The organism is Thioalbus denitrificans, from assembly GCF_003337735.1.
GTDB lineage: Bacteria > Pseudomonadota > Gammaproteobacteria > DSM-26407 > DSM-26407 > Thioalbus > Thioalbus denitrificans.
The window spans coordinates 169,566-182,344 of sequence record NZ_QPJY01000007.1; the positions used below are offsets into that span (position 1 = coordinate 169,566).

Consider the following 12,779-nt stretch of genomic DNA (forward strand, 5'->3'; position numbering starts at 1 on the left):
CCCATGCCGCTGATACTCGGCATCGACCCCGGCTCCCGGATCACCGGCTACGGGCTGGTGCGGGTGGAGGGCAACCGCAGCGCCTATGTCGCCAGCGGCGAGGTGCGGGTGGAGGGGGAGACCCTGGCCCAGAAGCTGCATCACATCTTCACCGCGCTGAGCGCGGTGATCGAGACCCACGCCCCCGACGAGGCGGCGGTGGAGCAGGTGTTCATGCACCGCAATCCCGACTCGGCCCTGAAGCTGGGCCAGGCCCGGGGCGCGGCCATCTGCGCCCTGGCCGCCCACGGACTGCCGGTGGCCGAGTACACCCCCCAGGAGATCAAGCGGGCGGTGGTGGGCGGCGGCCGGGCGGTCAAGGAGCAGGTGCAGCACATGGTCAAGGCGCTGCTGAACCTGAGCGAGATCTCCTCGGCGGACGCCGCCGACGCCCTCGCGGTGGCCCTGTGCCACGGCCACACGGGCCAGACCCTGGCGCGCATGGGGGCGGTGACCGTCCGCGGCCGGCGGGGAGGGCGGTGGCGATGATCGGGCGCCTGCGCGGGATCATCCTGGAGAAGCGGCCGCCCTGGCTGCTGCTCGACGTGCACGGCGTGGGCTACGAGATCGAGGCGCCCATGACCACCTTCTACCGCCTGCCGGCGGTGGGCGCCGAGGTCTCCCTGCACACCCACCTGGTGGTGCGCGAGGATGCCCACCTGCTCTACGGTTTCATGGAACTGCGCGAGCGCACCCTGTTCCGCACCCTGATCAAGGTCTCCGGCGTCGGCGCGCGCCTGGCGCTCGCCATCCTCTCCGGCATGGAGGCCGACAGCTTCGCCCGCTGTGTCCAGGAGGGGGACGTCGCCGCCCTCACCCGGCTGCCGGGCATCGGCAAGAAGACCGCCGAGCGGCTGGTGGTGGAGATGCGCGACCGCCTCGCCGACTGGGGGGGCGGAGCGGTGCTGCCCGCCTCCGGCCGGCCGGGCGGAACCGGCGCCCCCGTCACGCCCGTGGACGACGCGGTCAGCGCCCTGGTGGCCCTCGGCTACAAGCAGGCCGAGGCGGTGCGGGCGGTCAAGGCCGTCGCCGCCGAGGGCCTCACCAGCGAGGAGATCATCCGCCACGCCCTGCGCGGCATGGTCTGATCCGACTCCCGGCAGTGCACCGAAAATACGGTAAACCGCAGATTGACGTTGATTTTCGTTGATTTCTCATGAGATTCCTGATGGGGTGCGGTGCCCGGTCGTAGATGTGACTCCGCTAGCAGTGGTGCTGTGGCGGCAGATGAAGCTGGCTGGAAAATTCACGCAAATCAACGTTAATCTGCGGTTTACCGGTTTTTGTTTGCCCAATCCGAACTTCATGGTTCCATAGAGACTTTCCAGTGCCGGAGAGGCCGATGACCGAGCGCCTGATTGCCGCCGAGACCCGCCCCGAGGACGTCACCGTGGAGGAGACCATCCGCCCGGTCCGCCTGGCCGACTACGTGGGCCAGGCCTCCGTGCGCGAGCAGATGGGGATCTTCATCGACGCCGCCCGGCGCCGGGGCGAGGCGCTGGACCACGTGCTCATCTTCGGCCCGCCCGGGCTCGGCAAGACCACCCTGGCCCACATCATCGCCCACGAGATGGGGGTGGGGCTGAAGCAGACCTCCGGACCGGTGCTGGAGCGCCCCGGGGACCTGGCGGCCCTGCTCACCAACCTGGAGCCGCGCGAGGTGCTGTTCGTGGACGAGATCCACCGCCTCAGCCCGGTGGTGGAGGAGGTCCTCTACCCGGCCATGGAGGACTACCAGCTGGACATCATGATCGGGGAGGGGCCGGCGGCGCGCTCCATCAAGCTGGACCTGCCGCCCTTCACCCTGGTGGGGGCCACCACCCGCGCCGGGCTGCTCACCTCGCCCCTGCGCGACCGCTTCGGCATCGTCCAGCGGCTGGAGTTCTACGGCGTGGAGGAGCTGGCCCGCATCGTCACCCGTTCCGCCGGCATCATGGCCGTGGGCATGACCGCCGACGGCGCCCACGAGATCGCCCGCCGCTCCCGGGGCACCCCGCGCATCGCCAACCGCCTGCTGCGGCGGGTGCGCGACTACGCCGAGGTGCGGGCCGACGGCCAGGTGAACCGGACGGTGGCCGCCGAGGCGCTGGCCATGCTGGACGTGGACGCCATGGGCTTCGACCTCATGGACCGCAAGCTGCTCGGCGCTCTGATCGAGAAGTTCGATGGCGGGCCGGTGGGCATCGACAGTCTCGCGGCGGCCATCGGCGAGGAGCGCGACACCATCGAGGACGTGCTGGAGCCCTTCCTCATCCAGCAGGGTTTCATCGCCCGCACGCCCCGGGGCCGGGTGGCGACCCGCAACGCCTATCTTCACTTCGGACTGAAACCCGGGCAGAATGCACCATCGGCATCGATCCCGGACCTCTTCGATCCTTCCGCGCTGGATTAGGTCATTTTCTGACCGGCGCCGGAATCCCCAACGGACTGATTATCCAGAGCCTGCGCCGCCACCGTCGGCAGCGGGCGGGTCGCGATATGGCCGCGACCGGGTATGGGGTTGAACCAAACCGGGCGCCCCGTCCGTTATCCCTGAATGGCGTTCGCGGGGCGGGTGGCGGGCGGTGGAGGCGGACGGATGTTTCCGTTAGCATAGTTCGGACTTTTACGCAGGGCAGCTTCGGCAGTGAAGGAACAGACGCGGCAGTCGGTGACGGACGGGCACTTCGTGTGGCCGGTCCGCGTCTATTACGAGGACACCGACTCGGGGGGTGTGGTCTACTACGCCAACTACCTCCGTTTCATGGAGCGGGCCCGTACGGAATGGCTGCGCAGCCTGGGCTTCGAGCAGGATGCCCTCGCCCGCGAGGCGGGGGTCATCTTCGCGGTCCGTTCCGCCGCCCTGGAATACCTGCGTCCGGCACGCTTCAACGACCTGCTCCAGGTGGACTCGCGCATCGCCGGGGTGGGCCGCGCGAGTCTGACCTTCGAACAGTCCATCGTCCGCCGGGAGGAGCCCGCGGTGCCGCTGTGTACCGGCCGCATCCGTGTGGCCTGCGTGAGCGCCGATGCCCTGCGCCCCCGGCCCATACCACCTGAGATACTCGCGGAGATAAGCGGTGACCGCTGACCTGTCCCTGGTAAGTCTCGTCCTCACGGCAAGCCCCCTGGTCAAGGGGGTGCTGCTGCTGCTGCTGTTCGCCTCGCTCGCTTCCTGGACGATGATCTTCCAGAAGGCGGCCATGCTGCGCCGGGCCCGGCGCCTGGCCGACGAGTTCGAGGACGACTTCTGGTCGGGCACCGAGCTGACCGGACTCTACACCCGGCTCTCCGCCCGCAAGGGGAACCGCTCGGGCATGGAGAGCATCTTCCTGGCCGGCTTCAAGGAGTTCGCGCGGCTGCGCAAGCAGCGCGGGCTGGAGGCCACGGTGGCGGTGGAAGGGGTGCAGCGGGCCATGCGCGTGGTGCTCTCCCGGGAGATGGACCGGCTCGAAACCCACCTGGCGTTCCTGGCCACGGTGGGCTCCACCAGCCCCTACGTGGGCCTGTTCGGCACGGTGTGGGGCATCATGAACTCCTTCCGGGCGCTGGGGAACGTGAGCCAGGCGACGCTCGCCATGGTGGCCCCGGGCATCGCCGAGGCGCTCATCGCCACCGCCATGGGCCTGTTCGCGGCGATTCCCGCGGTGGTGGCCTACAACCGCTACTCGAACCAGGTGGAGCGGCTCTACACCCGCTACGACGCATTCCTGGAGGAGTTCTCCAGCATCCTCTACCGCCAGGCCGACAGCGGCGAGAGGAGTGCGGCATGAACCGCGGACCCGCGAGTGACGGAGGATGGCGCTGATGGCAGGTGTCCAGGCTCGCCACCACAAGCGCCGGCAGCCGATGTCGGAGATGAACGTGGTGCCCTACATCGACGTGATGCTGGTGCTCCTGGTGATCTTCATGGTGACCGCGCCCCTGCTCAGCCAGGGGGTGAAGGTGGAACTGCCCCAGGCGCCCTCCAAGCCCCTGGAGCGGAACCAGACCGATCCCCTGGTCGTGAGCGTGGACCGCGACGGCAACTACTATCTCAACGTGGGAGAGAACAGCGACGCACCACTGGCCGAGGCGGACCTGGTGGCGCGGGTGGCCGCGGTACTGCGTCACCGCCCCGGCACGCCTGTCTACGTCAAGGGGGATCGGGCGGTTGACTACGGCACCGTGGTCTATGCCATGACCCTCCTGCAGCGGGCCGGAGCCCCGGGTGTGGGGCTCGTCACCCAGGCCGAGGAGCGCTGAGTCCAGGTCCATGCTGCGTATCATCCGCGACTACCCGGTCTCGTTCCTGTTCGCCGTGCTGGTGCACATGCTTCTGCTGGTGTTCCTGGTGGTGGGGCTGGACTGGTCGCCCAAGCCGCAGCAGGGCGGTGCCGAACCCCAGGTGGTGCAGGCCACGGTGGTGAACGAGGAGCGGGTTCAGGCCGAGATCGACGCCCTGCGCCAGCAGGATCGGCAGAAGCGGGCCGACGAGGATGCCCGCCAGCAGCGCCTGGAGCAGCAGGCCGCCGAGGCCGAGCAGCGGCGCCAGGCCGAGGAGCAGCGTCTTACCCGGCTGGAGGAGGAGCGCAAGGCCGCCACCGAGAAGGCGGAACGCCAGCGCCAGGACGAGGCCCGGCGCCTCGAGCAGCTGCGCCAGCAGCAGGCCGCTGAGTCCGCGCGGCTGGAGCAGCTGGAGCGGGAGAAGCAGGCCCTGGAAGAGGCCCGGCGGCAGGAGGCGGAGCGCAAGCGCCAGGCTGAGCAGGAGCGGCAGCAGGCCGAGGCGGAGGCCCGCCGGCTCACGGCCGAGAAGCAGCGGCTGGAGGAGGAGGCGCGCCAGGCCGCCGCGGAGAAGAAGCGCCAGGAGGAGGCCGCGCGCCAGGCCGCCGCGGAGAAGAAGCGTCAGGAGGAGGCCGCCCGCCAGGCCGCCGCGGAGAAGAAGCGCCAGGAGGAGGCCGCCCGTCAGGCCGCCGCGGAGCGCCAGCGCATCGAGGCCGAGCGTGCCGCCGCGGAGAAGAAGCGTCGTGAGGAGGAGGCCCGCAAGGCCGCTGTGGCGAAGCAGCAGGCCGAAGAGGCCCGGCTGCGCCAGGAGATGATCGCCGCGGAGGAGTCCCGCCTGCGGGCGGAGGCGGACCGGCGCGCCCAGCGGGAGGTGGACCGTTACATCGCCATCATCCGCCAGCGGGTGGAGCGCAACTGGATCCGTCCGCCCAGCGCGGTCCAGGGCCTCTCCTGCACGCTGCAGGTGCGGGTCATTCCCAGCGGCGACGTGGTGGACGTGAGCGTGGTGACCAGCAGCGGCGACGGCGCCTTCGACCGGTCCGCGGTGGCCGCCGTGTACAAGGCCTCGCCGCTGGACCTGCCGCGGGAGCCGGGGCTGGCGGATCGGTTCCGTGTGTTCAACCTGGATTTCAGACCGGAGGGATAACAGAGGCATGAAGACCCTGCTGCGCAACTTGGGCCTGCTGCTCATCGGCCTGCTGCTGTTCCAGGCCCGCGCCCACGCGGTACTGACCATCGAGATCACCCAGGGCGTGGAAGGGGCGCTGCCGCTGGCCGTGGTGCCGTTTGCCGTGGCGCCGGGCGGCGCGGCGCCGGATACCGACGTCGCCGCCGTCATCAGCGCGGACCTGGGCCGCAGCGGCCGCTTCCGCCCGCTGCCGCCGGAAGACATGCTGGCCCGCCCCCACGATGCCGCCGAGGTGAAGTACGAGGATTGGCGGGTGCTGGGCATGGAGAACCTGGTGGTGGGGCGGCTGGAACCGAACCCCGACGGCAGCTACGAGGTGCGTTTCCAGCTGCTGGACGTGTTCCGCGCCAACCAACTGCTCGGCTACAGCATCACCGCGCGCCCGGGCGAGCTGCGCCGCGCCGCCCACTACATCAGCGATCTCATCTACGAGAAGCTCACCGGCGAGCGGGGGGCCTTCAATACCCGCATCGCCTACGTGACCGTCCAGCGTCCCGCGAAGGGGGAGACGCTGTTCGGTCTGCAGGTGGCCGACTCCGACGGCCACAATCCGCAGACCATTCTCTCCTCGCGCGAACCGATCATGTCGCCGAGCTGGTCCCCGGACGGCAACCGCCTGGCCTATGTCTCCTTCGAGGGCAAGCGCTCGGCGGTCTACGTCCAGGACGTGCGCACCGGACAGCGCGAGCAGGTCACCTCCAGCCCCGGCATCAACGGCGCGCCCGCCTGGGCCCCGGACGGGCAGCGCCTGGCCCTGACCCTGTCCAAGGACGGCAACCCGGAGATCTACGTGCTGTATCTCTACAGCAAGCGCCTGGCCCGCATCACCAACAGCCTCGGCATCGATACCGAGCCGAGCTGGGCGCCGGACGGGATGTCCCTGGCGTTCACCTCCGACCGGGGCGGCACACCCCAGATCTACCGGGCCTGGCTCGACGGCGGGCGCACCCAGCGCCTCACCTTCGACGGCAGCTACAACGCCAGCCCCGATTTCTCGCGCGACGGCAAGCGCCTCGCGCTGGTGAACGGCAACGGTCGCAGCTTCCACATTGCAGTGCAGGACCTGGACAGCGGGGTCCTGCAGGTCGTAACGGATACACCGCTGGATGAATCACCGAGCTTCGCGCCCAACGGCAGCATGATCATCTACGCCACCCAGTCCGGCGGACGGGGTGTGCTGGCCGCCACTTCGGTGGACGGGCGCGTCAAGCAGCGGCTGCTGCTCACCGAGGGCGAGGTCCGGGAACCGTCCTGGTCCCCGTTCCTGCAGTGAGCGAGCGGAATACGGACAAGGGGCTTTTCACTTTTAACTTTCATTCAAGGAGTTGCATCATGTTTCTCCGCATCGGCAAATTCATGGGTACCATCGTGGTCGGTCTGTCCCTGCTGGGACTGGCCGGGTGCCAGACCACCGGCGGTCTGGGGCAGGGCGAGGAGGGCGCCGCCGTGGACGAGGCCGGCGCCATGAGCGGCGGGGCGGATGCCCGGGGCGCGGCCGCGGGCGGACGCTTCAGCAGCGCGGCGCTGGACGATCCCAACAGCCCGCTGGCCAACCGGGTGTTCTACTTCGATTTCGACAGCTTCATGATCAAGGACGAGGACCGCTCGACCATCAGCGCCCACGGCGAATTTCTCGCCGCCAATCCCGACGCGAAGGTGCGCCTGGAGGGCCATGCCGACGAGCGCGGCAGCCGCGAGTACAACATCGCCCTGGGCGAGCGCCGGGCCAACGCCGTCCGCCAGCTGCTCCAGCTCCAGGGTGTGGCCGCCGGCCAGATCGAGACGGTAAGCTACGGCGAGGAGCGCCCCGCGGGCCTCGGCCACGACGAGCAGTCCTGGTCACTGAACCGCCGGGTGGAGCTGATCTACACGAGGCGTTGAGATGAGGTTCGACAACCGCATCATCGCGGCTGCCGTCGCCCTGGCCTTCGGGCTGGGTGCGGCGGCGCCCGCCCAGGCACAGCTGTTCGGTGGCGCCAGCCGGGATGAGGTGGCCGCGCTGCAGCAGCGGGTGGAGCGCCTCGAGCGCCTGCTCGACAGCGGCAGTCTGGCCGACCTGCTGACCCGTGTGGAACGCCTGCAGCAGGAGATCCAGCAGCTGCGGGGCCAGGTTGAGACCCAGGGTTTCGCCATCGAGGAGCTGAAGAAGCGCCAGCGTGATCTCTACGTTGACGTGGACCGCCGCCTGGGACGGCTGGAGGCCGGCGGTCCGGCACCGGCGCCGGCCGCAGCCCCTGCCGCCCCGGGACCCGCGGCAACAGCTCCGCCGGCGGCTGATTCGGCCCCGGCCGGGGTGGACGAGGTGGCGGAGCAGCAGGCCTATGAACAGGCCTTCGACCTGCTCAAGCAGGGGCGCTATGCCGACGCGGCCGCCGCCTTCAGCCGCTTCCTGACCGACTTCCCCGGCGGAACCTATGCGCCCAATGCCCAGTACTGGCTGGGCGAGGCCTACTATGTGACGCGCCGCTTCGACGAGGCGCTGGCCGAGTTCAGCAAGGTGCGCGAACTCTACCCGGACAGCCAGAAGGTGCCGGACGCCCTGCTCAAGATGGGCTACATCCTCATCGAGAAGGGTGAACGGGAGCGGGCCCGCACGCTGCTCAACGAAGTGAAACAGCGCTATCCCGGAACCACCGCCGCCAGCCTCGCCGACCGGCGACTCCAGAACATGGGACGCTGATGGCCCGGTGTTCAACGGCCCGCCCGGCGGCGGAGTCGGGTGCGTGAGTCGACTGCGCATCACCGAGGTTTTCCTGTCCCTGCAGGGCGAGGCGCGGACGGTGGGACTGCCCACGGTGTTCGTGCGCCTCACCGGCTGCCCGCTGCGCTGTGACTGGTGCGATACCGAATATGCCTTCCAGGGCGGTGTGTGGCGGGAGATCCCCGAACTGACAGCAGAGGTGGGCGCGTTCGGCGTGCGCCATGTCTGCGTCACCGGGGGAGAGCCACTGGCCCAGCAGGCGGTGCACGAACTGCTCCGCGCACTCTGCGACGCCGGCTTCGAGGTGGCCCTCGAAACCAGCGGCGCCCTGGACGTTTGCGGCGTGGACCCGCGGGTGAGCCGGGTCATGGATCTGAAGGCCCCCGGATCCGGCGAGGTGGGGCGCAACCGCTGGGAAAACCTTCACTGCCTGACCGCGCGCGACCAGGTGAAATTCGTCCTCCGTGACCGGGCGGACTATGATTGGGCCTGTGAGCAGCTGCGCGTGCACGATCTGACGGAACGCTGTGAGGTCCTGTTCTCACCGGTGCATGGAGTTCTTCCGCCCCGCCAGCTGGCCGAATGGATCCTGGCCGACCGCCTGCCGGTGCGCTTCCAGCTGCAACTGCACAAGTTACTCTGGGGAGAGGAGCGGGGGCGATGAACACGACGGTAAAACAGGCAGTGGTGCTGACATCCGGCGGGCTCGACTCCACCACCTGCCTGGCCATCGCCCGGGATCAGGGCTACCGCTGTCATACCCTGGCCTTCGACTACGGGCAGAAGCACAAGGCCGAGCTGGATGCCGGCATCCGTATCTCGCGCGCCCTCGGCGCCGGGGATCACAAGATCATCCGCATCGACCTGGCCTCCATCGGCGGATCGGCACTCACCGATCCCAAGATCGCGGTGCCCGATCATCCCACCCGCGGCATTCCCGTCACCTACGTGCCGGCACGCAATACCGTGTTCCTGTCCCTGGCCCTCGGCTGGGCCGAGGTGCTCGGCGCCTGCGACATCTTCATCGGTGTCAACGCCGTGGACTACTCCGGCTACCCCGATTGCCGGCCCGCCTTCATCGAGGCCTTCCAGGACCTGGCCAACCTGGCCACCAAGGCCGGGGTGGAGGGGGAGCGGTTCCGCATCCACGCCCCGCTGCTGCACCTGAGCAAGGCCGATATCATCCGCACCGGCGTGCGCCTGGGTCTCGACTACGGCATGACGGTCTCCTGCTACAGCGCCGATGAGGAGGGCCGCGCCTGCGGGGTGTGCGACGCCTGCCGCCTGCGCCGCGAGGGCTTCCGGGAAGCCGAAATCCCCGACCCCACCCGCTACCGCCCCGGCAGCCCCTTCGCCTGACTGGGATCCCTTCACCACGAAGGCACGAAGCTCACGAAGAAAAGACAAAGACAAAGACGTAAAGACAAAAGCGGTCCATCCGCAGATTACGCAGATTACGCAGATTAAAAAAACTACCGGTGACTTGCTGAAGGGTTGATTGGCCCTGCACACGGAAACACTCCCGCGATCTGTACAGACTGCCAACAGCCCCGTGACCGGGTTCGTCCATTGGAAATCCCGGTATCCTCGAAGTAATCTGTGTCAATCTGCGTAATCTGTGGATAACGAGTCTTTTGGTCTTTATCTTCGTGCGCTTCGTGCCTTCGTGGTGAATGGATGGGCGACGGTATAGTCGACATCCGTCGCTGGAATCGTCAATCAGCTTCCGCTAATCTAGCTCCCTTTCCCGACACCCACGGTCGGGAAGCCGCCACCCCGAGTTGTCACGGGGTTATAACCAAATCATAGGCCGGCTGGAGGAGGGGAATCCCATCATGGTCTTCGAAAGCTTCGCTGCCGGGCAGTCGTTTCTGCTCTGGTCCACCTTCGTTGTCGCCCTGATCCTGGGCGCAGTGGTCAACAAGACCAATTTCTGCACCATGGGGGCCGTGTCGGACATGGTCAACATGGGCGATCTCGGCCGCATGCGCGCCTGGCTGCTGGCCATCGCCGTGGCGCTCATCGGGGTGCTGGCACTCGAGCCCCTGGGGCTTGTCGACCTCGGCGCCGCCTTTCCGCCCTACCGGGCCGGCCAGCTCATCTGGGCGGAGAACCTGCTCGGCGGGCTGATGTTCGGCATCGGCATGACCCTCGCTTCCGGCTGCGGCAACAAGACTCTCATCCGCATTGGCGGAGGCAACGCCAAGTCGGTGGTGGTGCTGGCCATTATCGGCGTCATCGCCTACTTCATGGTCAACCCCTTCCCGGGAACCGACCAGACTTTGATGTCGGTGCTCTTCTACGACTGGATCCGCCCGCTGGCGGTGAACGTGGGCCCGTCCCAGGACCTCGGCACCCTGCTGGGGGGCAGCGACAACGCCGCCACCGTGCGCTTGGCGGTGGGCGCGCTGCTGGCCGTCGCGCTGCTGTACTACGTGTTCCGGGCGCGGGAGTTCCGCCACGGCTTCGACAACATACTCGGCGGCCTGGTGGTGGGGCTTGCCGTGGTGGCGGCCTGGTACGTCTCCAGCAACCTGCAGGTAAGCCTGGACGGCGAGAGCTACAGCCTGCGCGGCTACGTCCAGAACTGGGACTTCCTGGCCGACTCCGGCGCCGGCAAGCCCGCCGACAGCCGGCCGCTGAGCCCCCAGTCGTTCACCTTCATCAACCCCATGGGGCAGAGCCTCGGCTATACGGCCTCGGGCTTCGACGCCGGCCTGCTCACCTTCGGCGTCATGGCGCTCGCCGGCGTCATCGCCGGGTCCCTGCTGTGGTCCCTGGTGACCCGCAGCTTCCGCTTCGAGTGGTTCGCCAACGGCCGGGACTTCCTCAACCACGTGGTGGGCGCGGTCCTCATGGGCTTCGGCGGCGTGCTGGGCATGGGCTGCACCATCGGCCAGGGCGTGACCGGCATCTCCACCCTCGCCGTGGGATCCATAATCACCTTCGGCGCCATTGTGCTCGGCAGCGCCCTGACCATGAAGGTGCAGCTCTACCGCATGGTCTACGAGGGTGAGGCCGGCTTCCTGGCCGCGCTGGTCACCGGCCTGGTGGACCTGAAGCTGCTGCCGGCGCGCCTGCGGCGCCTGGAGGCGGTCTGAGCAACGGCCGGGGCGCTTCGAACGAACAGCCTTGGCCGCTTACGCCGGGATGCCGGGACGCGATGGATAAAGCCGCTGAAAGGACTGGATTTTCAGGGCGGGCCTTGCGTCCCGGCGGTTCCGGCGGACTTGCTATCATGGCCCGGATCGGTATGATCCTCCCCTTCCGGATTGGCGCCGTTAGCTCAGTTGGTAGAGCATCTGACTTTTAATCAGGTGGTCGATGGTTCGAGTCCATCACGGCGCACCATTCAAAACAAAGACTTACGGGATGCGGTAGGCCATATTTCGGCGGGGTTCGTCGCCGGGGTTCCTTCCAGGGTTACGGCAGGGGGCTTGCTGCATCCCCAAGCCGTGCCCCTCGCCAGCTCGGCCGGCTGGCCCCTTTTCCTCTCCCGGCGCGGCAGACACCCCCCCCTCGTTTCATACCCCCCGAGGGGCATGAGCACGCAAAAGGGAGGGGGCTTCTGTGTCTAGTACCCCCATACGCTCGCTATCTCAGGTTTTCACTGGCAACCCTCTGGCTGTACCCCAGGCATCACCGCATTGCCCGCTCAGAACGCCGTGGGCGCGACTTCTCGCCTTTGGTATGGGTACATAGCCAAATGAAGCGAAGTGCCGCCTACCGCGCTCACAGGGCGTCACAGCAGCTTGCCGCCAGAAGATAGGCGGTCATCCCCCGGCCAGGCCAGTGCGCAGTGATTGCCGGACCTGCACACCAGCAGGACAAAACCCCAGTCGAATCAATGCGTTGACACATACCCCATCGGTAAGTTGTTGATGCCTAGGAGGTATCTGCGGACGATTCGCACAACCTATTGATTGGCGGTGGAATTGTTATCAAACCGGGCTGATGGGGGTGGACCACATACACACGCTGGACCGAACGCACAGCGGGGGAAATCAAACTCAACCCCCCGGAAGTGGCCGGAATGAGCGTTCCGTTATTGTCTCGCGCCGTGCCGCCGCATCCCGTCCCGGGGGATGGTCTACACTTGGCTTGCTCATCGGCAGGAGGCCACAAAATGCAGACATACAAGCTATCCCCGGAGAGGGCGGCAGAGGTCAGCATCATCACCCAGTACGGGCAGCGCTTCGGTCACCCACCACCCCCGGGCGCGTTGCAGGATGGCACAGCGGTCCGGCTGGCGAAGCAGGCCCTTGAGACGGGAATCCCCGTGGCCGAGTGGATGGACGAACCCGAAGGCACCATACCGGGCTCGAGCATCGTGCTCGGGGACTTCGACGAACCAAACGATGGAGGCGCAGACAATGAGTGAACCAGCGAAGGCGGCATCGGCACTTGACGCAGCAGCGATAGCCCACCAGCGAATCGCCGACCTCGGGGCCATGTTCCGGGGAATCATGGATGCAACCGACGACACCACCGCCCAAGCCTTGGCCAGGGCCGGGGTGAATCTCTCGGAGGAGTGGGCAAATGAGTTTGACACGCAGGCCGAGGTTTTGGAGTTGAACGTGTTGTGAGCATTGAAGCGGCCCGTACGAC

Annotated in this window: 15 protein-coding genes and 1 tRNA gene; all 16 read left to right on the forward strand. The window is 67.7% G+C overall.

Annotation, left to right across the window (positions count from 1 at the left end):
* Positions 1–3: 3 nt before the first annotated feature.
* The 16 genes from ruvC to DFQ59_RS14205 all read left to right on the forward strand — a co-directional run bounded on the left by ruvC (position 4) and on the right by DFQ59_RS14205 (position 12,757).
* Entirely contained in the window at positions 4–528 is a 525-nt protein-coding gene (gene ruvC, locus DFQ59_RS14130) for a crossover junction endodeoxyribonuclease RuvC (RefSeq protein ID WP_114280353.1), read from the forward strand.
* On the forward strand, positions 525–1,127 hold the full coding sequence (gene ruvA, locus DFQ59_RS14135) for a Holliday junction branch migration protein RuvA (protein WP_114280354.1): 603 nt from the start codon (positions 525–527) through the stop codon (positions 1,125–1,127). The genes ruvC and ruvA overlap by 4 nt, the downstream gene beginning before the upstream one ends.
* Before the next feature lie 254 nt (positions 1,128–1,381).
* A complete protein-coding gene (ruvB, locus tag DFQ59_RS14140; RefSeq protein WP_114280355.1) occupies positions 1,382–2,431 on the forward strand; it encodes a Holliday junction branch migration DNA helicase RuvB in 1,050 nt (349 codons plus the stop codon).
* 234 nt (positions 2,432–2,665) lie between these two features.
* Positions 2,666–3,109, forward strand: a complete 444-nt coding sequence (gene ybgC, locus DFQ59_RS14145) for a tol-pal system-associated acyl-CoA thioesterase (protein WP_281268258.1) — start codon at positions 2,666–2,668, stop codon at positions 3,107–3,109.
* The gene (gene tolQ / locus DFQ59_RS14150) at positions 3,099–3,791 is read left to right on the forward strand and encodes a protein TolQ (protein WP_114280357.1); all 693 of its coding nucleotides are present in this window, start codon (positions 3,099–3,101) and stop codon (positions 3,789–3,791) included. Before ybgC ends, tolQ begins: the two co-directional genes overlap by 11 nt.
* A 34-nt stretch (positions 3,792–3,825) precedes the next feature.
* On the forward strand, positions 3,826–4,263 hold the full coding sequence (gene tolR, locus DFQ59_RS14155) for a protein TolR (protein ID WP_114280394.1): 438 nt from the start codon (positions 3,826–3,828) through the stop codon (positions 4,261–4,263).
* Between the two features lie 10 nt (positions 4,264–4,273).
* A complete protein-coding gene (gene tolA / locus DFQ59_RS14160; RefSeq protein ID WP_114280358.1) occupies positions 4,274–5,428 on the forward strand; it encodes a cell envelope integrity protein TolA in 1,155 nt (384 codons plus the stop codon).
* Positions 5,429–5,435: 7 nt separating this feature from the next.
* Positions 5,436–6,743, forward strand: coding sequence for a Tol-Pal system beta propeller repeat protein TolB (gene tolB / locus DFQ59_RS14165; RefSeq protein ID WP_114280359.1), 1,308 nt, complete (start codon positions 5,436–5,438; stop codon positions 6,741–6,743).
* 59 nt (positions 6,744–6,802) lie between these two features.
* Positions 6,803–7,351 carry a peptidoglycan-associated lipoprotein Pal gene (gene pal, locus DFQ59_RS14170; RefSeq protein ID WP_114280360.1) on the forward strand — a complete coding sequence of 183 codons (549 nt, stop codon included), beginning with the start codon at positions 6,803–6,805 and terminating at the stop codon, positions 7,349–7,351.
* Position 7,352: 1 nt separating this feature from the next.
* Positions 7,353–8,150, forward strand: a complete 798-nt coding sequence (gene ybgF, locus DFQ59_RS14175) for a tol-pal system protein YbgF (protein WP_114280361.1) — start codon at positions 7,353–7,355, stop codon at positions 8,148–8,150.
* Between the two features lie 43 nt (positions 8,151–8,193).
* Positions 8,194–8,835 carry a 7-carboxy-7-deazaguanine synthase QueE gene (gene queE / locus DFQ59_RS14180; protein ID WP_114280362.1) on the forward strand — a complete coding sequence of 214 codons (642 nt, stop codon included), beginning with the start codon at positions 8,194–8,196 and terminating at the stop codon, positions 8,833–8,835.
* A complete protein-coding gene (gene queC / locus DFQ59_RS14185; protein ID WP_114280363.1) occupies positions 8,832–9,530 on the forward strand; it encodes a 7-cyano-7-deazaguanine synthase QueC in 699 nt (232 codons plus the stop codon). Before queE ends, queC begins: the two co-directional genes overlap by 4 nt.
* Positions 9,531–10,006: 476 nt before the next feature.
* The gene (locus DFQ59_RS14190; protein WP_114280364.1) at positions 10,007–11,272 is read left to right on the forward strand and encodes a YeeE/YedE family protein; all 1,266 of its coding nucleotides are present in this window, start codon (positions 10,007–10,009) and stop codon (positions 11,270–11,272) included.
* Positions 11,273–11,446: 174 nt separating this feature from the next.
* Positions 11,447–11,522, forward strand: a tRNA-Lys gene (locus tag DFQ59_RS14195).
* A gap of 775 nt (positions 11,523–12,297) precedes the next feature.
* Positions 12,298–12,552 (forward strand): hypothetical protein, encoded by a 255-nt coding sequence (locus DFQ59_RS14200; RefSeq protein WP_114280365.1) that lies wholly within the window; start codon positions 12,298–12,300, stop codon positions 12,550–12,552.
* Positions 12,545–12,757, forward strand: coding sequence for a hypothetical protein (locus DFQ59_RS14205; protein WP_114280366.1), 213 nt, complete (start codon positions 12,545–12,547; stop codon positions 12,755–12,757). The genes DFQ59_RS14200 and DFQ59_RS14205 overlap by 8 nt, the downstream gene beginning before the upstream one ends.
* The last annotated feature ends 22 nt before the right edge of the window (positions 12,758–12,779 follow it).